The sequence below is a fragment of the Pseudomonas sp. NFACC04-2 genome (genome assembly GCF_900119265.1).
Classification (GTDB): Bacteria; Pseudomonadota; Gammaproteobacteria; order Pseudomonadales; family Pseudomonadaceae; genus Aquipseudomonas; species Aquipseudomonas fluorescens_AA.
The window spans coordinates 1-20,070 of record NZ_FPJC01000020.1 but is presented as its reverse complement, the minus strand read 5'-3'; the positions used below and the strand labels follow the sequence as shown (position 1 = coordinate 20,070).

At 62.2% G+C, this 20,070-nt stretch carries 15 protein-coding genes; 9 read left to right on the top strand and 6 right to left on the bottom strand.

Features of this window, described 5'->3' with window-relative positions:
- Positions 1-10: 10 nt before the first annotated feature.
- Together BT125_RS22255 and BT125_RS22250 are read left to right on the top strand one after the other, a co-directional pair.
- Positions 11-715, top strand: a complete 705-nt coding sequence (locus BT125_RS22255) for a DUF1190 domain-containing protein (protein WP_072410405.1) — start codon at positions 11-13, stop codon at positions 713-715.
- Positions 716-727: 12 nt separating this feature from the next.
- Entirely contained in the window at positions 728-1,885 is a 1,158-nt protein-coding gene (locus BT125_RS22250) for a glutathionylspermidine synthase family protein (protein WP_072410403.1), read from the top strand.
- A gap of 189 nt (positions 1,886-2,074) precedes the next feature.
- Here BT125_RS22250 and BT125_RS22245 read toward each other — a convergent pair whose 3' ends face one another.
- From BT125_RS22245 to BT125_RS22220, 6 genes are all read right to left on the bottom strand, one after another.
- Positions 2,075-3,007 carry a phosphatidate cytidylyltransferase gene (locus tag BT125_RS22245; RefSeq protein WP_060740439.1) on the bottom strand — a complete coding sequence of 311 codons (933 nt, stop codon included), beginning with the start codon at positions 3,005-3,007 and terminating at the stop codon, positions 2,075-2,077.
- A gap of 1 nt (position 3,008) precedes the next feature.
- Positions 3,009-3,629, bottom strand: a complete 621-nt coding sequence (locus BT125_RS22240) for a lysophospholipid acyltransferase family protein (protein ID WP_003205972.1) — start codon at positions 3,627-3,629, stop codon at positions 3,009-3,011.
- Positions 3,630-3,718: 89 nt separating this feature from the next.
- A complete protein-coding gene (locus tag BT125_RS22235; RefSeq protein WP_072410401.1) occupies positions 3,719-4,174 on the bottom strand; it encodes a hypothetical protein in 456 nt (151 codons plus the stop codon).
- Positions 4,164-5,507 (bottom strand): phosphatase PAP2/dual specificity phosphatase family protein, encoded by a 1,344-nt coding sequence (locus tag BT125_RS22230; protein WP_072410399.1) that lies wholly within the window; start codon positions 5,505-5,507, stop codon positions 4,164-4,166. The genes BT125_RS22235 and BT125_RS22230 overlap by 11 nt, the downstream gene beginning before the upstream one ends.
- The gene (locus BT125_RS22225; RefSeq protein WP_060740442.1) at positions 5,507-7,264 is read right to left on the bottom strand and encodes a bifunctional alpha/beta hydrolase/class I SAM-dependent methyltransferase; all 1,758 of its coding nucleotides are present in this window, start codon (positions 7,262-7,264) and stop codon (positions 5,507-5,509) included. The genes BT125_RS22230 and BT125_RS22225 overlap by 1 nt, the downstream gene beginning before the upstream one ends.
- Positions 7,265-7,275: 11 nt before the next feature.
- Positions 7,276-7,899: a CDP-alcohol phosphatidyltransferase family protein gene (locus BT125_RS22220; protein WP_072410388.1), complete on the bottom strand. Its 624-nt coding sequence runs from the start codon at positions 7,897-7,899 to the stop codon at positions 7,276-7,278.
- 639 nt (positions 7,900-8,538) lie between these two features.
- On the opposite strand from BT125_RS22220, the gene BT125_RS22210 reads away from it, so the two are divergent.
- The 7 genes from BT125_RS22210 (at position 8,539) to BT125_RS22180 (ending at position 19,520) form a co-directional block, all read left to right on the top strand.
- Positions 8,539-13,314, top strand: a complete 4,776-nt coding sequence (locus BT125_RS22210) for an RHS repeat protein (protein ID WP_072410384.1) — start codon at positions 8,539-8,541, stop codon at positions 13,312-13,314.
- A complete protein-coding gene (locus BT125_RS22205) occupies positions 13,311-13,616 on the top strand; it encodes a contact-dependent growth inhibition system immunity protein (RefSeq protein WP_072410374.1) in 306 nt (101 codons plus the stop codon). The genes BT125_RS22210 and BT125_RS22205 overlap by 4 nt, the downstream gene beginning before the upstream one ends.
- A 296-nt stretch (positions 13,617-13,912) precedes the next feature.
- Entirely contained in the window at positions 13,913-15,166 is a 1,254-nt protein-coding gene (locus BT125_RS22200) for a cystathionine gamma-synthase family protein (RefSeq protein ID WP_072410372.1), read from the top strand.
- Between the two features lie 135 nt (positions 15,167-15,301).
- Positions 15,302-16,732 (top strand): amino acid permease, encoded by a 1,431-nt coding sequence (locus BT125_RS22195; RefSeq protein ID WP_060740446.1) that lies wholly within the window; start codon positions 15,302-15,304, stop codon positions 16,730-16,732.
- Positions 16,733-16,791: 59 nt separating this feature from the next.
- A complete protein-coding gene (locus BT125_RS22190) occupies positions 16,792-17,676 on the top strand; it encodes a LysR substrate-binding domain-containing protein (protein ID WP_072410370.1) in 885 nt (294 codons plus the stop codon).
- A gap of 30 nt (positions 17,677-17,706) precedes the next feature.
- The gene (gene thrC, locus BT125_RS22185) at positions 17,707-19,071 is read left to right on the top strand and encodes a threonine synthase (protein ID WP_072410368.1); all 1,365 of its coding nucleotides are present in this window, start codon (positions 17,707-17,709) and stop codon (positions 19,069-19,071) included.
- A gap of 11 nt (positions 19,072-19,082) precedes the next feature.
- Positions 19,083-19,520, top strand: a complete 438-nt coding sequence (locus BT125_RS22180) for an Lrp/AsnC family transcriptional regulator (protein ID WP_053125728.1) — start codon at positions 19,083-19,085, stop codon at positions 19,518-19,520.
- Positions 19,521-20,070 lie beyond the last annotated feature (550 nt).

Sequence of the window (20,070 nt, the reverse complement as noted above, 5' to 3'; positions counted from 1 at the left end):
GGAGAACCCGATGAAACGAAGCAAGTACGTCCAGCTTTCGCTGGCCGCGTCGGTCGCCCTGGCGATATCCGGTTGCGGGCCTGCGGAAAAAACCTACAAGTTGCAGAAGAAGTACAACTTCCAGTCCGTCCAGGAATGTGTCGATGAAAAGCTGCCGGTGGACATTTGCTCCACCGCCTACATGACCGCCATGGGTGAGCATCGTCGCATCGCGCCGGTATACGATAGCAAGGCCGATTGCGATGCCGACTTCGTGCCCGATTGGTGCCAGCAGGACTCGGCCGGCAAGTTCCTGCCCAAGCTGGGTGGTTTCGAGCTGAACGCCGATGGCGAAGTCACGCAGTCCGAGGTCGATGCCGCCCGGGCCCAGTTGCCGGCTTCGGAAGCGAACGTCGGTGGATCAGGCTTTGGCAACCTGTTGACCGGCCTGTTGATCGGCAACATGTTGAGCGGCAACCGCAGCAGTTATTACTCCGAGCCGGTCTACCGCTACCGCGATGACCGCGGCAACTTCGGGTCCTCGACGCTCAGCCAGCGGGTTTCCAGCGGCTCGACGTTCACCAAGTCCAACCAGGCGCGGTACGGCAGCTACACCGACTCCATCAAGTCCACCAGCAAGCCGATGTCCGTTGCCTCAACCACCTCCCGTGGCGGCTTCGGCAGCAAGTCCAGTGCCCGCAGCGGTTGGGGCGGTTCGAGCAGCTCCGGCGGTTGAGGAACCAGCGCCATGAAGAAGATCCATTGCGCAGAGCGTCCTGACTGGAAGCAGACCGCCGAGCAGCTCGGCTTTCTGTTCCACACCATCGACGACGAACCCTATTGGGACGAAAGCGCGTACTACCAGTTCACCCTCAAGCAGATCGAGGACGACCTGGAAGACCCGACCACCGAGATCCATGACATGTGCATGGACCTGGTGGCCCGCGTGGTCCAGAGCGAAGAGTTGCTGGAGCGCTTGAGCATTCCCGCGCCGTTCTTCGACCTGGTGCGCACTTCATGGCTCGAAGGCCACCCGCACCTGTATGGGCGCATGGATTTCTCCTACAACGGCAGCGGCCCGGCCAAGCTGTTGGAACTCAACTACGACACGCCGACCAGCCTCTACGAAGCGGCGGCGTTCCAGTGGGGTTGGTTGGAGCAATGCATCGAGCGCGGCACGCTGCCGGCCCATGCCGACCAGTTCAACAGCATCGACACCAAGCTGCACCAGGCCTTCGCCCAGTTGCAGCTCACCCAGCCGTTTTATTTCGCCTCGATGAAAGACTCAATCGAAGACAAAGGCACCACGGACTACCTGCGCCTGATCGCGGAAAAAGTCGGCATCGAGTCGCGGCACATCGATATCGAGGACATCGGCCTCAACAGTGACGGGCGTTTCGTCGACCTGGAAGAGCGCTGGATTCCACACCTGTTCAAGCTGCATGCCTGGGAGTTCATCTTCCACGAGCCCTTTGGTGCGGCGATTGCCCAATGCGATACGCAGTTTTTCGAGCCGGCCTGGAAGTCGATCATCTCGAACAAAGGCATCCTGCCGCTGCTGTGGGAATTCAACAAAGGCCACCCGAACCTGCTCGCGGCTCACCTGGATACCGATACCAGCAAAGCCGTGCCCAAGGGCTGGGTGCGCAAGCCGTTCTTTTCCCGGGAAGGCGCCAACATCGAGCTGCAGACCGTTGATGGCTTGATTGTAAAAGAAGACGGCCCCTACACCGACGCGCCGTTCATCCTCCAGGAATTCGCGCCGCTGCCGAAGTTTGACGACAGCTACACCCTGATCGGCTCCTGGGTCATCGGCGACCAGGCGGCCGGCATTGGCGTGCGGGAAGACAACAGCCTGATCACCAAGGATTCCAGCCGGTTCCTGCCGCACCTGATCCTCGACTGACCGCCACAAGTCCCCCAGGAGCCGTGTGCTTCCCTGTGGGAGCAAGGCTTGCCCGCGACGAAGGCGACGCGGTCTTTCTGACTGACCGAGGCGGCTGCTTCGCGAGCAAGCTTTGCTCCCACAGGGACGGGTGAGTACTTGCCCCCAGGCTGTGCTCCCACAGGTTCAGGTGTTCACCGAAGACTTTGCTCAGGTCCACCAGTACCGCACCAGGTGGAAGAAGATCGGCGCGGCGAAGCAGACCGAGTCCAGGCGGTCGAGCATGCCGCCGTGGCCTTCGATCATGTGGCCCCAGTCCTTGACGCCGCGGTCGCGTTTGATCGCCGACATGACGATGCCACCGGCAAAGCCCAGCAGGTTGATCAGCAAGGCAATGAGGAACGACTGCCACGGATTGAACGGCGTGATCCACCACAGCGCGCCACCGATCAGCGAGGCCAGGAAAATACCGCCGACAAAACCCTCGACGGTTTTCGAGGGCGACAGGTTCGGCGCGATCTTGTGTTTGCCGAACAGCTTGCCGCACACGTACTGCAACACATCCGACAGCTGCACCACGATCACCAGGTAGGCGATCAGCAACAGGTTGCGGCCTTCGAAACCGGCGATGTCCAGGGTCAGCAGGGCGGGCACGAAGGAGATGCAGAACACCGCGATCATCAAGCCCCACTGGACCTTCGAAGCGCGCTCGAGGAAGTGTGTGCTATCGCCGCCCAGGGACGCCAGGATCGGCAGCAGCAGGAACACATACACCGGGATGAAGATCGAAAACAGCCCGTACCAGTCGTAGTAGATCAACAGGTATTGCAGCGGCAGCGCCAGGTAGAACGCCGCCACCAGGGCCGGGTAGTCACTGCGCCGGGTCGGTGTCAGGGTCAGGAACTCACGCAGGGCATAGAACGACACGGCGTAGAACAACAGGATGACCGCCGCGTTGCCGAGCCAGAACGCCACGCCGATCACCAGCACCATGATCCACCAGGCATTGATCCGGGCGTTGAGGTTATCGATCACCGAGTTCGGCGCGCCGCGGGTTTTCAGCCTGAGAATGAAACCGATCAACGAAGCCAGCACCAGGATGGCGCCGATCCCGCCAAACAACATCAGGGTATATCGATCCATGTCAGACGTGCTCCGGGGCCAGTGCCAGCAGCGCGGCGCGGCTGCGTTCAAGGAATTGCTCTTTGCTTTCGCCTTCTTCGATGCACAGCGGCGCGCCGAAACTGGTGGTGCACAACAGCGGCAGCGGCAGCACACGACCCTTGGGCATGACGCGGTTGAGGTTGGCGATCCACACCGGGATCACCTCGACCTCGGGGTGATTTTTCATCAAGTGATAGATCCCGCTCTTGAAGGGCAACAGGCCTTCCTCCGGATTGCGCGTGCCTTCCGGGAAGATGATCAGCGAGTCGCCGTTTTCCAGCGCATCGAGCATCGGCTGCAATGGGCTGTAGGAAGGATCCTTGCGCTCGCGGTCCACCAGCACGCCGTTGAACACCCGGTTGATGATGTAGCGACGCACCGGGCTGGTCTGCCAATAGTCGGCCCCCGCCACCGGGCGGGTGAGCTTGCGCAGCGCCGGCGGCAGCGAGGCCCAGAGCAATACGAAGTCACCGTGGCTGCTGTGGTTGGCGAAGTAGATCCGTTGCACCGGCGTCGGCGCGCAGCCGAGCCACAGGCTGCGAGCGCCCGTGACCATGCGGGCGGCGGAGGTGATGAGGTTGGCGACCACGGGTTCGAACATGAAGATTCCTTGTCCTGAGAAGTTCGGGTAGTGACGCAATCTTTAACAGCTGTGGCGAGGGAGCTTGCTCCCCCACCACAGAAGCCTATCTAGATACTTGAAGCCAACCAGGGACTGGCCAGGATGAAGCCCAGCACCAGGACGACTTGTACGGCCAATAAGCGTGACTGTCGACGCAGCAGCAACAACGCGCCGTGCCGGCGTTCGGTCCAGAGACGGCCGGCGCGTGCGGCCGGTTGCAGGCCCAGCGCGGTGAGGGCCTGATCCAAGGTATAGGTGCGTTCGGCCAGGGACTGGGTGCTGTCAGCCATGCGCTGGAACAGATCGGCGTCAAACGCCACGCGCAGCGCCCAGTATTTTTCCAGCACGCCGAGCACCAGTAGCGCCACACTCAACAGCAACAACCACGGATCGATGACGCCCACCAGCCACTGCCCCAACCCCAGCAGCGCCCCAAGCAGCGTCAGCCCGGTGGACAGCTGGTCCAGCGAATGACCCCGGCGCAACAGGCTCGCCACGGTGTGGAGCTCCATATCACTGATCATGGACATGCCCCTGTGCTGTGGATAATTGCTCCAGCGCCCGACGGTGCGCCGCCTGCAAAACGATACGCGGTCGGGCGCGCTGGATTTGCACGATCGCCGCATCAACGTTCGCCGCCCGGCCGCTGTGCAGCAGCCAGGCCACCACCGCCGTGGCGCTGCGCGAATAACCCAAGGCGCAGCAGACCAGCACCGGCCCGTGCTGGCGCAAGCTTTCGATAGCTTCTGCCGCGTTCAGGCATTGTTCGGCGGTCGGCGCCGTCAGGTCGAGCACCGGCAATGAGCGATAGGCGACGCCCGTGCTGTCCATGGACAGTTCCGCGCAGAGGTCGAGCACGCCGGTAAACGCACTGTCCTTCAATTCCATCGGCGTGGGGATTCGCCCCAGCCAGACGTTATCCGCCACCTGGTCGGGCTGCGGATGCTTGCGCGTCCAGCCGCGAGAATTGATCCACGCCGCCGCCAGATAAGGCGCCAGCAACCAGCGCGCTGCCGGACTCAAGCGCCCATCGGCACGCTTCTGGAAACCGTCGGCGCCGAACACCAGGTAATTCAGCGCCACCATGAGCACTGCGACCGCCGGCCAGATCAGCCAGAGCCATGCGCCGCCCAAGGCAAACGCCGGAATGAACAGCACCGCCGCGCCCAGCCCATAACGCCAGGCCAAGCGTCGGCGAGCAGGATCCGCCGCCAGACGCGCACTCAGCAGCGGACTGGGTCGATCCAGCGGCCACAACCAGACACACAGCCAACCGGCCAACGCGCCCGTGGGCAGGTCAATGAAGTGATGTTGATACGTGGTCAGCACCGACACGCCGATTAACGCGAACCAACCGTGCATCAGCCAACGCCAGACACCCTGCAAATGCCGCTGATAGCAGACCCAAAGGATGACCAGCAACGCAATGTGCAGCGACGGCGCCTGGTTGAACGGCTTGTCGAAACCCGCCAGCACCTCGAACAACCAACCGAACACGCCATCCATCTCTGGCCGGGGGAAGGTGAAGCGCAACGGCCAGAGCAGGAAGCAACTGACCGCAATCACCTGGGCCGTGAGCAGGCGCAAGGCGTGGCGCTTGAGTTCGTCACGGCTGCTGGGCAATAGCAAGGACAGGCCGTACAACAGGTCGATCGACCAGTAAGGCACGATGGTCCAGGCCATGAACGGCATGTGGGTTTCCCAGGCGAACACCAACGTGCCGACGTCGTCACGCTGGGAAGTGACCCAGGTGGCGAAGCCGTAGGTAGTGAAGAACAGCGGCGCCAACAACAGCAGCCACAGCACTGCCGGTTTCAGCAGTGCGGGTTCGCGGGCCGGAGCGATGACGGCGCTCATTACTGCACTCGCTGCGCCAGCGAAACGCTGAAAATGCCCCATTCATCGACCCGCAGGGTGATCTTGCGGAAGCCCGCCGCCTCAACCAATTGGTCCATTTCCGCCTGGGTACGTCGACGCATCACCCAGGCCTGGCCGGCGCGGTGGCTGGTGAGGGCGCGGGCGATCAGTTCCAGCTGCGGGTGCCACGGCTGGCCGGTGTAGACCAGGAAACCACCAGGCTCCACGGCTTCGGCCAGGCCCGCGAGGGAGCCGCCGACCAGTTGGTTGTCGGCGAACAGCTCGTACAGGCCCGACACCACGGCGAGGGTCGGCTTGGGTTCCAGCGCCGCCAGGTCCTGGCGGTCGAAGGCATCACCTTTGACGAATCGAGCGATATCGCCCAAGCCTTTTTCAACGATCAGCGCACTGCCATCGCGCACGTTGATGTCGCTGTAGTCGCGCAGCAGGATCGACTCGGGTAACGGGCTGACCCCTTGCAGGGCTTCGAGAATGTAGCGGCCATGGCCGGCGGCGATGTCGACGATGCGCACTTCGCGGTCTTGGGCGCGCAACTCGGCCATCGCCAGGCGCAGCAGCTCCTCGACGTTCAGCTTGCGCTGGCGAATGCCGCGCCAGCCGATGGAGTTCAGGTAGTTCTGGTCGATCATCTTGCCCAGCGCCGAGGTGCCGGTGGGGCGGTTGCGGTAGACGTAATCCAGGGTACTGCCGGAGTCGAACCCGGTGTCGAAACCCAGCTTCACCCCGGCCGACAACTTGCTGCCAAAGCGCATGCTGGCACGGGTCATGCGCCAGTAGAGGTCGCGTAGCGAGTTGTGGGGCAGCGGCGTGGCCAGGGTTTCGGCTTCGGCGCAGGTCGCGCCCAGGCGATCGGCGTCCAGCAGGGAAGGGCGGTCCAGCGGTCGGGCGAAGTTTTGCAGGATGAAGCGGCGCGCACTGGCAACGGCTGGCGCACGGTTCTTCTCGCCCAGGGTGTCGTGGAAAAAGCCCGGCAGGATGTGCTTTTCCTTGTGCAGGCTGCCCAGGCGCTCGAAGAATTGCTCCTGGGGTTTGCGGTGTACCACGAAGTCCGAGCCGGAGATCAACAACTGCGTCGGCACCTGAATCGCCTGGGCATCGGCCACCACGCGGTCGGCGGCTTCGTACAGGCCCAGCAGCACGTTCACCGAAATGGCCTTGGTGATCAACGGGTCGCTGTCGTAGGACGCCACCCGCTCCGGGTCATGGCTGAGGAATTTCGCCTTGACGTAGCTGTTGACGAAGAAATTGCCGCGGAACTTGCGCATCAGCGCCAGGCCTGGACGGGCGAACGGCACGTAGAGCTTGACCTTGAACGCCGGCGACGCCAGCACCAGCGAGCGAATGCGCGGCGCGTAGTCGTGGACCCAGGTGGACACGATCACCGCGCCGACGCTTTGTGCGACCACGGCGATGTTCGCTTCGTCGATTTGATGCGCCGTGCCGATGTGATCGCAGAACGTCTGCACGTCCCGCGCACTGGTGGCGAAGCTCGGGCTGTCGCCCCGTTCACCCGGCGACTGGCCATGGCCACGGGCGTCCCAGGCAAAGAAGTCGAACCCGGGCAGGTCCAGCTCATCCACCAGGTGCGCGATGCGCCCGGAGTGCTCATGGCCACGATGAAACAACAACACAGCCTGGCGGGGTTCACCCGCTGCCGCGTCGACAGCCGGCCAGTGTTGGTAGAACAGTTCCACGCCATCGTGGGTGGTGAATGTCCGGTGTTGGGCTTCGCGCATTGCAAGTTCCTTTATGCTGAGGGAGCGTTTTCCTTCACCTGGCCCAGGCCATGACGCACCCGATTGACCAAGGTATAAACCAGCAGGGCGGCAACCACCGCCATCACACCATTTATCCAGAGCGTCCCGAGCCAACCCAGGGCAATACCGGTCGCCAACACGCCAAACACGAAGGCCCGGTCACTCTTGCCCATCGGCCCGTCATACCGCCGCGAAGCCCCCACCATCGCCCCCAGCACACCGGCGTATTCGCTGAACAGCGCCAACAGCGTGACCAACAACACGAGCAGAAGACTGGTATCGGCAAACAAGGCAAAAGGCAGGATCAGGGCAACGTCGGCGATGATATCGCATAGCTCATTGAGGTAGGCGCCCAGATGGGATTGTTGGCCAAATTCCCGCGCCAGCATGCCATCCACCGCATTCAACGCCATGCGCAGGAACATCCAGACCGGAACCAGGACGAAAATCCACGGATGGCTGGCGAACCAGGCAATGACCGCCCCCACCAACACCGAGACGATACCCGCGAGCAGGGTGACCTGGTTGGCGGTGACCCCGTTGTTGTAGAGGCGTTGAACCATGGGGCGCAGTAGGTTTTGAAAGGCAGGCTTGAGTTGGTAGATGGAGGGCATCGGGGGAAGATCTCGGCCGGTTGCGGGGCTGGGCTTATACAGATGCGAGATTACGATAGGTTGAGGGGTTGCTGGCGGGTATTTCTCGAGAATGAGCGCGGGTAGGCATCTATTCGCGCATTTATTTGCGCAAGACACTCCGGAAAATTGAAAAAAAACACAGACCCGTGGCGAGGGAGCTTGCCCCCGCTGGGGTGCGGTAGGAGCTGCCGAAGGCTGCGATCTTTTGATCTGATCTTTCGCTTGATACTCAATTGGTTTTGGAAAGATCGCAGCCTCGTTTCACTCGGCAGCTCCTACGGCGCAGCCGAGCGGGAGCAAGCTCCCTCGCCACAATGGTTCATACAACCTTAAGTTAACCAGCGCCTGTGAGAACAGCAGTTCACGTATTCCCGACCCCACCACAATCCCCCTGTGGGAGCGAGCTTGCTCGCGATGGCGGCACATCAAACAAATGACCTTCAGCCTGCTGACCATCTGCATGCTCATGTCGTGGCATCTATAGTCATCGGCGGGGTTCGCACGCCAAGCGTTTGAATTTAGCGAATCGCCCTACATCCATCCCCTCTTTCCCTGACTTATTTCCCTCGCCATCGCAGGCAGAGTCTCGCGCCCACTCCTACGCCGCGAGCTGCCTGCATGCCTGACTACGACAAAATCCTTGCCCAGGGCAACGTCATTGGTTCGCTGGTGATGGCGGCCATGGACCCCGAGCAGCCGGATGTCGAAGCGGTTTTCCAGGACTTTCGAACCTGCCTGAACGACTACGACGCCTGGGCTGAAAGCTTTTGGGCCGGCTGGGCGCTGGATCTTGAGCAAGTGTTCAAGGTCGGCAACGAGGTGTCCCTGGCGGCGCCGAAGAACCTGGACAAACCCGTCAGTGCCGCCGTGGTGGCTTGCCCGGCGGAAGGGCCACTGACGCTGGTGCACATGTTCCAGGCGGCGCGTTTCGTGCCGATTGGCGACACACCGGTGATGCTGGAGCCGGTCATCGATGGCACGCCGGGGAAGGAAACTTTCGGCGAGCCGACCCATCGCGTGATCGGCCCCAGCGGCATCCTGGAAGTGCCTGAGTGTTGGCGAGGCCAGCGTTATCGCATCACCTTTTTCCCCCATGTCACGGCCGATCACGTCAAGGCGTTGTATGCGTCTTACCAAGGCGTGATCGACGAACTTGAGGGCTGGCTGAAAGCGGAGTGGGAGCAGTTTCAGCCGCTGTGGGCAGAGTTTTCCGACGCCGGGTTTCTTCAACGCTACGACGTGTTGCAGCAGGCTGATTGGCGCGGTTTCAAAAACGCCCTGCATCAACTCTGGGACGACGTTAAGCAGGTTTTCGGGCTGCTGGCCGATCTGCAGGCCAACAGCGAAAAACTGTTGGAGTACCTGACTCAAGCCGAGCTTGAACAGCTACTGAAGGCATCCTCCGAGGCAATTGCCAAAGGGTTGATGGTGTTGAGCGACGAGCCGTTGCTCTTCGTTCACGTGGCTGCGTTCACCAGTTGGCTGCGGATGTTGCCGCCTCAGTACGCGGCCGAAGTCGTCGGAGAACTGCGCGCCTCGGTACTGATCAATTTCCTGCTGATGCGTTTGACCGGGGGGCTGGGTCTGCGCATGAGCGGTAACGTATTGGGCCGGGTCCGCTCGGAGCGGGCCCGGGAATGGTTGCTGGCATCGAGCCTGAGACTGGGCCAACTCACCCCCGACCGGCTCAATCAACATGCCGATGTGCTCAAACCGTTGGTGGTCAGTCAACGCGCACCTTTAAAACCGACGCCTGTCGGACCCTTGCACATCACCCCGGAACACTCTGCGCCATTGTCTGTGAGCAACCCGGCCGCCGTGGCGCGGGAAAAATCCCAGCCGTCTACACGCCTGAGCGAACACGAACCCCACGACGACGTCCCGGCCCAATCGAAAAACCCCAACGGCGACAGCGCCGACACCGCGGCCCAGACCCAGACCAGCGGCTGCCCGGTGTCGATGGTCACCGGCGAAGAACTGCTGACCCTGGACGATGGCACCCTCGACGGCCGCTTGCCGTTCGTCTTCACCCGGCTGTACCGCACCAGCGCCGTCGCCCTGGATGTCGGCCTCGGGCGCGGCTGGAGCCATGCCCTGGCCCATCGCCTGGAGCTCGACGGCGAGCAGATCACCTGGGTCGACCAGGAAAACCGTCGCACGATCTTTCCGTTGCCCACCACCCAGCGTCCGGCGATCCACAACAGCCTGGCCCGGGCGGCGATCTACCTGGGGGCCGCGCCGGACGAACTGATCATCGCCCAGCCCGGGGAAAACGCCCAGTTCCTGCACTTTCGCGACGGCCACCTGATCGCCCTCAGTGACCGCTACGACAACCGCCTGACCGTCCAGCGCAACATCCACGGCGACATCAGCCGCCTGGACAACGGCGCCGGGCGCTCCCTGCGCCTGCGTTACGAACAGCGCCACCTGGTCGCCGTCGACTACCAGAGCTTCCACCCGGCCCTCACCCTCGACGACGCCTGGCGAACCGAGCAGACGCTGGTCTCCTACCGCTACGACGGACGTTTCCGACTGATCGAAGCGACCAATGCCGCCGGTGAAAGCGAACGCTACGACTACGACGACCAGCACGTCATCCTCCAGCGGCAACTGGCCGGCGGGGCGAGTTTCTACTGGGAATGGCAAGGCGTCGGGCCGGCGTCCCGCTGCGTACGGCATTGGGCCTCGTTCGCGCAGATGGACAGCCGCTACACCTGGGGCGAGGACGGCCGTGTCACGGTCCGGCACCTGGATGGCAGTCAGGAAGTGTATGTCCACGACGACCGGGCGCGGTTGGTGCGCAAGGTCGAGCCCGACGGCGGCGAGCACCTCAAGGCCTACGACGAACAGGGCCGGTTGATCGCCGAACAGGACCCGCTGGGGGCGGTCAGCGAATACCGCTACGACGACGTCGGACGGCTGCTGGCGCTGATTCCGCCGGACGAAGCGCCGACTTCCTACGAATACCGCAACGGCTTCCTGCACGCCCGGTCCCGTGGCAAGGCCGTGTGGACCTATCGCCGCAATGCCCGGGGCGATGTGATCGCGAGCATCGATCCCGACGGCCAGCGCACGGAATATGCCTACGACGCCCATGGGCAACTGCTGGCCAGGTATGACCCGGACGGTGGCGAACATCGTTTCACCTGGAGTCGTCTGGGCCAACTGACCGAAGAGGTCCTGCCCGACGGCGGTCGTCGGTGTTTTGCCTACGACGCCCTGGGACGTTTACTCAGTCGCCGGGACGAACACGGCGCCCTCACGCACTACCAATGGGACGCCGTCGGCCGCCTGCTGCAAGTCACCCTGCCCACCGGCGCCACCCGGGCCTGGAGCTACAACGCCTACGGCAAGGTCATCGCCGAGCGCGACGAGCAGGGCCGAACCACCCGCTACGAATACGCCGACGACCTGCACCTGGTCAGCCGCCGCCTGAACCCCGACGGCAGCGAGCTGAAGTACCGCTACGACTCGGCGCGGCTGTTGCTGACCGAGATCGAAAACGAATCCGGTGAACGCTATCAGCTGGACTACACGGCCAACGGCTTGATCCGACAGCAAGTCGGCTTCGACGGCCAACGCACCGCCTACGCCTACGACCTCAACGGCCACCTGCTGGAGAAAACCTCGCACGGCGAGGACGGTTCGCAACGGCTCACCCGCTACCAGCGTGACGCGGCCGGGCGGCTGCGGATCAAGACCTTGCCCGACGGCCAGGCCATCGAATACCGCTACGACGAGCTGGGCCGTCTGATCCTGGTCGACGATGGCAGCGATCAGCCGCTGGCCTTTGAATACGATGCCCAGGATCGGTTGGTCACGGACCACCAGGGCTGGGGCACCCTGCGCTATCGCTATGATGCCTGCGGGCGCCTCAACCACCTGCGCCTGCCGGACGACAGCCAGCTCGACTACCACCACGCCCCCGGTGGCGCGCTGACCGCCATCGACCTCAACGGCGCACGCCTGACCGAACACCGCGTTGACGGCGGCCGCGAACGGCAACGCCAGCAGGGGCTGCTGCGCAGTGATTACACGTACGACGAACAGGGCCGCCTCAAGGCCCAGACCGTGTGGCAGAACCCCCAGCAGCAACTGTTCTGGCGCGACTATGCCTACAGCCCCCGGGGCAACCTCCAGAGCCTTTCCGACCACCGAAACCGCCGCCGCTACCAGTACGACCCGCTGGATCGCCTGACCCGCATCGACTTTTCCCACAGCGAACCGCCGGAACACTTCAGCCACGACCCGGCCGGCAACCTGCTGATGCAGGACCGCCCTGGGCCGACCACCCTCAAGGGCAACCGCCTGCTGAGGGAGGGCGACCGCCACTACGACTACGATGCCTTCGGCAACCTGATCCGCGAACGCCGCGGCCAGGCCCTGGTCAGCGCCTACCGCTACGACAGCCAACACCGCCTGATCGGCGTCACCACGGCCGACGGCCGCGAAACGTCCTACCGCTACGACGCCTTCGGCCGACGCATCAGCAAGACCGTGGACGGCCTGACCACGGAATTTTTCTGGCAGGGCGACCAGGTCGTCGCCGAAAACAGCCCGCACCACCACCGCAGCTACGTCTACGAACCGGGCACCTTCCGCCCACTGGCCCTGCTCGACGGCGAAGGCCCCGACACCCGCCCGTTCTACTACCACCTCGACCACCTGGGCACGCCCCAGGAACTGACCAACCCCACCGGCCAGATCGTCTGGTCGGCGCGCTACAACGGCTACGGCAAACTCACCGAGCTCACCCACGGCAGCGGCGAACAACTGGAACAACCGCTGCGCTTCCAGGGCCAATACTTCGACCCGGAAAGCGGCCTGCACTACAACCGGCACCGCTACTACAATCCCGAGACCGGCCGCTATTTGACGCCTGATCCGAGCAAGTTGGCGGGTGGGCTCAATGGGTATCGGTACACCCTGAACCCGACGGGGTGGGTGGATCCGTTGGGGTTGGCGTGCAAATGCCCTGGTGATATCGAGGCTGATGGGCCGTTCAGCGAGATTGTGCCGGGGGGAGGGTTGGCTGCGCATGAGGCTCGAGGAGGACATTTGATTGAAAAACATATTGGTAGAACAGATGCACAGCTAGCCCAAAGGCTAGAGGCGGAGCCACATATCCCAGCGGCCTCCACGTTCCCTGATCGACCTACTGCTGAGTTGACGGCAGCAAGGGCATTGGCGGCGAATGAAAAGAGAATTGAAAAATTCTTAGCTAGTAAGAAAGATAAGACGACTATTAATCATACTTTCACCCATCCCGTGGGGACCAGTTTGCTAAATGGCCGTACCGACTATCTGCCGGCATCAAAAGTTTTATTAGTTTTGAAAAAAGACGAACGAAGACCCTTGGGGTACTTTTTGCTAACAGGATTCCCGGAAGTATGAGTACAGAATTTCCTGAATTACATGATTTCTTTGGGGCTTATTTTCACCAGGATTGGCCTGATGAACATGGAACGGCTGAGGAAGTCCTCGACGCCTTCCTGACAGAGTCTGATGTTGATGATTTGAGGGCTATTCAACAAGAACTCAACGACCTAATTGAACGGAAGAAAGATGAGTCGGAATTGAGGGCGTATTTATTGAGGGAGCTGAGTTGTTATTACGGTTACTGGATAGCATGGGACACGGGCGAGGCATGGTTACGTCATATTGCCCGTAGGCTGAGTTCTAGAGTTGATCGCTGAAACTGAAGTCTTCGATCTCTTGTTCATGAAAGTTGAAGCCCCAATGTGGGAGCGAGCTTGCTCGCGATAGCGGAGTATCAGTCACCCTCAATGGCAACTGACCCACCGTCATCGCGAGCAAGCTCGCTCCCACAGGTTCATCGGTGATTCGCCGGTCGCTACTCGCCTGCAGCCATTAAAAAAACCACCCCTTTGGCACCGATAACATCGTTTCTCGGCCCCGCGGCTTTTCCCTATATTGGCTCTCAGATCCGGTGGATGGCTCAACGTCCACCCCCTCAGTGTGAGTAGCCTCAATGAACAATAAACCTGACAGCACAGGGCTTGATAACGCTGGCGCGGGAACCCGGGCGGTCTGGGGTGGGGAGCAAGTCAGGCACCCCTACAACGCCACGCAAACCCCCATCGTGGCCAGCGCCGCGTACGGTTACGACGACATCGACGTCTGGTACGACGTCGCCTTGGGCAAGGCCCCCGGTTTTATCTACAGCCGCATGAGCAACCCCACCGTCGAGACCCTCGAAGCCAAGATTCGCGAGTTGGAAATGGCCGAGTCCGCGGTGGCCTTCAGCAGCGGCATGGCGGCGATCAGCAGCGTGCTCTACACCTTCCTGGCCCATGGCGATCGCGTGGTGTCGACCAAGGACAGTTACGGCGGCACCAACAAGATCTTCGAAGAATTCCTGCCGCGTACCGGCGTGGCGGTGACCCTGTGCGAGACCTTCGATCACGACGACATCGAGCGTGAAATCGCCAAGGGCTGCCAGGTGCTGTACCTGGAAACTCCCACCAACCCGACCCTGAAAATCCTCGACATCCCGCGCCTGGTGGCGGCGGCCAAGCGTGTCGGCGCGGTGGTGGTGGCGGATAACACCTTTGCTACGCCACTGAACCAGAGCCCGCTGGCCTTGGGGGTGGATGTGGTGATCCACAGCGCGACCAAGTTTCTCAGCGGCCATGGTGACGTGCTCGGTGGCCTGGTGTGCGGCCGCGAAGCATTGATGGCCAAGGTGCGTCATTACCGGGAAATCAACGGCGCGAGCCTCGACCCATTTTCGGCCTACCTGATCATCCGTGGCATGAAGACCCTGGCGCTGCGCATGCGCCAGCAGCAACACAGCGCCCGGGCCCTGGCCGAATTCCTCTGCACCGAACCCCTGGTGGAGTCGGTGAATTACCCCGGCCTGCCCAGCCATCCGAACCACGCCGTGGCCTGCGCGCAAATGTCTGGCTTCGGCGCCATCGTCAGTTTTGTCCTGGCCGGTGGCATGGACACCGTCAAGCTACTCCTGCCGCGCCTGCGCTTCGCCCATTGCGCGGGCAACCTGGGCGCGGTGGAAACCATCTACGGTCCGGCCCGCACCACCAGTCATGTCGAGAACACCTTGGAAGAACGCCAGGCCCTGGGTATTTCCGAAGGGCTGGTGCGGGTTTCGGTGGGTATCGAAGACACAGACGATTTATTGGACGACCTCAAACAGGCCTTCGCCTTTGTCAAAAAAACACTTGATCCGCAACTCAATGAAGTCCTCACCGAGACAGTGACCTGAAGTGTGAATGTTGATACTCCGCGACAAGGCTGTCAGCGGGGCGTTCATGAATAGGAATAATAATAAAAGCTCAGTGGCGCTTGTCTTACTCGCGCAGAGGTAGAGGCGCGCCCTGACATTTCATGAGAAACAACCATGTCCATAACAGAACAACAAACTAATACGCGGACCGGCTTCAAGCAGGAAATGCAGACGCGCCATATCGTCATGTTGGCACTAGGCGGCGTCATTGGTACCGGGCTGTTTCTCACGTCCGGCTACACCGTCAATCAGGCCGGCCCCATGGGCGCGGTGATCGCCTACATCATCGGCGCGCTGATGGTCTACATGGTGATGATGTGCCTGGGGGAACTGGCGGTGCAGATGCCCGAAACCGGCTCGTTCAGCACCTACGCCACGCGTTTCCTCGGGCCCGGCACCGGTTACACCGTGGCCTGGCTGTATTGGCTGACGTGGACGGTGGCCATCGGTTCCGAGTTCACCGCTGCCGGTATCCTGATGTCCCGATGGTTTCCCGACACGCCGGTGTGGATTTGGAGCGCGCTGTTCGCCGGCGTGGTGTTCCTCACCAACGTGGTCTCGGTGCGTTTGTTCGCCGAGACCGAGTTCTGGTTGTCGTTGATCAAAGTACTGACCGTGGTGGTGTTCCTGCTGATCGGCGGTGGTGCGATTCTCGGCCTGTTGAACATCGATCAGGCCCATAGCATTGGCTTGAGCAACTTCACCCGCGAAGGACTTTTTCCTACCGGCTTCATGCCCATTGCGATGACGCTGCTGGCGGTGTCCTTCGCGTTCTCCGGCACTGAATTGATCGGCATCGCCGCCGGGGAAACCAAGGACCCGCAACGCAATGTGCCGCGGGCCATTCGCACCACCGTGCTGCGCCTGGCGGTGTTTTTCGTCGGGACCATTTTTGTCCTGGCGACCTTGCTGCCCCGCGAGCAAGCCGGCCTGGTGGAGAGCCCCTTCGTCACGGTGTTCACCTACATCGGCATTCCGTACTCCGCCGACATCATGAACTTCGTGATCATCAGCGCCCTGTTGTCGGCGGCTAACTCTGGGTTGTACGCCGCCTCGCGGATGCTCTGGACCCTCAGCGACCAAGGCCACCTGCCCAAGCAATTCTCGGCCCTGACCCGCATGGGCACGCCGCTCAACGCGATCATCGTCAGCATGGCCGGCGGCGCCGCCTCGTTGCTCAGCAGCGTGTTCGCCGCCGACACCATCTACCTGGCGCTGGTGTCGATCTCCGGCCTGGCCGTGGTGGTGGTGTGGATGAGCATCGCCGCGAGCCAGATCGCGTTCCGTCGCCACTATGTGGCCAACGGCGGCGATATTCGCGACCTCAAGTTCCGCGTTCGCGGTTATCCGTGGGTGCCGCTGGGGGCGCTGGTGTGCTGCAGCCTGGCGTGTGTCGGGATCGCCTTCGACCCTGAACAGCGGGTGGCGCTGTACTTCGGCTTGCCGTTCATCGCCTGGTGTTACTTCGTGTATTACATTACCCGCAAAAGCCGCGAGCGACGCTTGTCGGTTGCCCTCGTGGCACAACCGTCCGACGCGTTCTAAGCCGCGTCGACGGGGCGGGCAAACGTGCCCGGTGCGTGGGGGTCAACGAGGTCCAGATCATGAAGCAAAAAACGTTGCCCCCGTTGAATTGGCTGCGGGCATTCGAAGTGTCGGCCCGCTGCCTGAACTTCACCCACGCCGCCGACGAATTGTTTTTGACCCAGGGCGCGGTCAGCCAGCAGATCCGCCAATTGGAAAACCATCTGGGGGTGGCGCTGTTCAAGCGCTTGCCCCGGGGGCTGGGCCTGACCGAGGAAGGCCAGGCGTACCTGCCGGTGGTGCAGGACGCGATCACGCGACTGGCGGTGGGCACCAACGAGATCTTTGGCCAGCACAAGCGCCGGCCGATCAAGGTGCGCGGCAGCCTGGCGTTTTTCGTGCACTGGCTGGCGCCGAAACTGGTGGATTTTCGCCAGGCTCATCCTCACGTCGACATCCGCTACATCAGCAACATCTGGGTCAAGGAACTGGACGGCGAAGACGACATGGAAATCCGCTGGGGCCACGGGCAATGGCCCGGCCTGGTGTCCCAGCGCCTGACCTGGGACACCTTGTTCCCGGTGTGCTCGCCGGCCTTGATGGCGACGCTGAAGGTGCCGGCGGACGTGGCGAAGCATTCGTTGTTGCACGTGCTGGGCTACGAAGAAGGGTGGGGGTACTGGCTGAAAATGGTCGGTGTCGACAGCGTCGATTCCTCGACCGGCATGCAATTCGACACACTGGTCTGCACCTTGCGCATGGCCGAACTGGGGCAGGGCATCGCCCTGGCGCGGTCGTCGATGGTCAGTGAGTTGCTGGACGACGGGCGCCTGGTCGAACCCTTCGCCCAGCGCATCGAAGCCAGCGAATCGTTTTACCTGGTGCGCAGTTCCGGGGCCGAGCAACACCCCGACGCGGCGCGGTTTTCCACCTGGCTGGTGGAGCAGGCGCATCGTTTCAAGTGAGCCGTTTCAAGTGAATATCCGGAGTTGACCATGCGCTATGTGAGTACCCGAAATTCCGCCGTGCAGGTCGATTTCGAAAAAGTTGTGCTGTCGGCCATCGCCGAGGATGGCGGCCTGTTCGTCCCTGTCGAGCTGCCGCAGTTCGAACCCCAGGACATCGCTAACTGGTCCACATTGGCCTACGACGAACTGGCCTATCGAGTGATGCGCCCGTTCGTGGGCGAAGCGATTCCCGAGGCCGACTTCAAGCGGGTGCTCAAGGAAGCGGGCAGCCAGTTCAGCCATCGGTCCCTGGCGCCGTTGCATCAGGTGGATCGCAACGAGTGGGTCCTGGAATTGTTCCATGGGCCGACCCGTTCCTCGAAGGATTTTGCCGCGCAATTGCAAGCGCGACTGGTGCAGTACTTTTTGCGCAAACGCGGGCGTCGCGCTGTGGTGATCGGCGTCACCAACGGCGACACCGGCCTGGCCGCCATCGAGGCCTTCAAGCACTGCGACGAGACCGATGTGGTGGTGATTTATCCCGAGGCCGGTGTGCCGCAAGACCAGCTTCAAGACCTGCAAGCGACGGCGCATCCGCGGGTTCATCAAGTGGCCGTCGATGGCAGTTTCGATGAATGCCAGACCCTGGTCACCCAACTGTTCCGACAGCACGAGGCGATCAGTTTCAATTCCAGCAACTGGGTCAGCGTCATGGCGCAGTTGGTGTTTTATTTCCACGCGGTGCTGCAGTTGGGCGGCGGCCAGCGACCCATTGGCTTCAGCGTGCCGGCGGCGAGTTTTGCCGAGGTCTATGCCGGCTACATCGCGCAGAAGATGGGCTTGCCGATCACGCAGATGATCGTCGCCACCAACCAGAATGACGCACTGCATCAGTTCTTTTTGAAGAACCACTACTCGCGGTTGCGCGCCAGCAAGACCCTGTCGCCGGCCATGGATTTGTCGATCTTTTCCAACCTGGAACGGTTTCTCTGGGAGCTCTATGGGCACGATGGTCAAGCGGTGAGCGCGCTGATGCACACCTTCGAAACCCGTGGCGAGATGACCATCGCCAACGAGTTCTGGCTACAGGCGCGGATGATCATCGACTCGTACGCGGTCAGCGATGAACAGACGCTGGAGGAAATCACCTCGCTGTACCGCGACACCGGCTACGTCATCGACCCCCACACCGCCACCGGCGTGCTCGCGGCGCGCTTGTACCGCCGCAGCCTGGTGGCGCCGATGGTGACCTTGGGCGAGATCTCACCGGCCAAATCGGCGCAGTTGCTCGGCGACTTGGGCATCAGCATTGCGGCGCAACAGCGTCCAGTTTCCGAACATGGCCCGGCGCAGATTCATCGCATCCAGCCGGACGACCTCGGTGCCCTCCATCAACTGCTCGGCGCCCTATAACCGGAGGCCCCATGAAGCGAATCCTCGATCCCCTCGATGAACGCATCATCGCCGAACTGCGCCTCAACGCCCGCGCCGCCCACGCCGAGCTGGCGGCCAAGGTCAACCTCTCGCGCAACGCCGTACGCCAACGCATCGAACGCCTCGAACGCGACGGCGCGATCCAGGGCTATACGGTGCGCACCGGGGAGGGCGCGCAAGCGTCGTCGAACATCAACGCCGTGATCTTCGTCTACCGCTACGACCGCATGCGCGGCGCCGAGGTGTTGCAAGCGTTGCAGGCCATGCCGGAAGTGCTGCAGTGCGATGTGATGAGTGGCGAGTTTGACTTGATGCTGCGGGTGGGTGCGGCGAACCCGGAGCGGGTGCATAAAGTGTGGAAAGAGATCTCCGCGCTGCCGGGGGTAGAGAACACCGTGACGTCGTTTGTGTTGTCGTCGGTGGTCTAATGCCGCAGACGCCCAGCCACCACAATCTCCGTGGCGAGGGAGCTTGCTCCCGCTGGGCTGCGAAGCAGCCCCAACCAGGCTGACCACAATCCACCAGGCCCACCGCGCAGGCCAATTCCAGGGGGCGCTGCGCAGCCCAACGGGAGCAAGCTCCCTCGCCACAAGAGCGGTCGGCGGTGTGTCAGCCAAGCAGTTGCATGCCTCAACACCAATGGACCAAACACTGAAAAAACCTGTGGGAGCGAGCTTGCTCGCGATAGCGGTACACCAGCCACCACTGATGTACCTGACCTGGCCCCATCGCGAGCAAGCTCGCTCCCACAGAGGAATGGGCCCAACCACTACCGTGGCGAGGGAGCAAGCTTCCTCGCCACAAGAGCGGCCGGCGGTGCGTCGGCCAAGCAGTTGCATGCCCCAACACCAATAGACCAAACACTGAAAAAAACTGTGGGAGCGAGCTTGCTCGCGATAGCGGTACACCAGCCACCACTGATGTACCTGACCTGGCCCCATCGCGAGCAAGCTCGCTCCCACAGGGGGAATGGGCCCA

Excerpts from the sequence above, each read along its gene's own strand:
- BT125_RS22180 (WP_053125728.1), top strand. The coding sequence starts at position 19,083 with ATGAAGCGAATCCTCGATCCCCTCGATGAACGCATCATCGCCGAACTG.
- BT125_RS22220 (WP_072410388.1), bottom strand. The coding sequence starts at position 7,899 with ATGCCCTCCATCTACCAACTCAAGCCTGCCTTTCAAAACCTACTGCGC.
- BT125_RS22225 (WP_060740442.1), bottom strand. The coding sequence starts at position 7,264 with ATGCGCGAAGCCCAACACCGGACATTCACCACCCACGATGGCGTGGAA.
- BT125_RS22195 (WP_060740446.1), top strand. The coding sequence starts at position 15,302 with ATGTCCATAACAGAACAACAAACTAATACGCGGACCGGCTTCAAGCAG.
- BT125_RS22200 (WP_072410372.1), top strand. The coding sequence starts at position 13,913 with ATGAACAATAAACCTGACAGCACAGGGCTTGATAACGCTGGCGCGGGA.
- BT125_RS22210 (WP_072410384.1), top strand. The coding sequence starts at position 8,539 with ATGCCTGACTACGACAAAATCCTTGCCCAGGGCAACGTCATTGGTTCG.
- BT125_RS22235 (WP_072410401.1), bottom strand. The coding sequence starts at position 4,174 with ATGATCAGTGATATGGAGCTCCACACCGTGGCGAGCCTGTTGCGCCGG.
- BT125_RS22245 (WP_060740439.1), bottom strand. The coding sequence starts at position 3,007 with ATGGATCGATATACCCTGATGTTGTTTGGCGGGATCGGCGCCATCCTG.
- BT125_RS22190 (WP_072410370.1), top strand. The coding sequence starts at position 16,792 with ATGAAGCAAAAAACGTTGCCCCCGTTGAATTGGCTGCGGGCATTCGAA.
- BT125_RS22255 (WP_072410405.1), top strand. The coding sequence starts at position 11 with ATGAAACGAAGCAAGTACGTCCAGCTTTCGCTGGCCGCGTCGGTCGCC.
- BT125_RS22240 (WP_003205972.1), bottom strand. The coding sequence starts at position 3,629 with ATGTTCGAACCCGTGGTCGCCAACCTCATCACCTCCGCCGCCCGCATG.
- BT125_RS22205 (WP_072410374.1), top strand. The coding sequence starts at position 13,311 with ATGAGTACAGAATTTCCTGAATTACATGATTTCTTTGGGGCTTATTTT.
- BT125_RS22230 (WP_072410399.1), bottom strand. The coding sequence starts at position 5,507 with ATGAGCGCCGTCATCGCTCCGGCCCGCGAACCCGCACTGCTGAAACCG.
- thrC (WP_072410368.1), top strand. The coding sequence starts at position 17,707 with ATGCGCTATGTGAGTACCCGAAATTCCGCCGTGCAGGTCGATTTCGAA.
- BT125_RS22250 (WP_072410403.1), top strand. The coding sequence starts at position 728 with ATGAAGAAGATCCATTGCGCAGAGCGTCCTGACTGGAAGCAGACCGCC.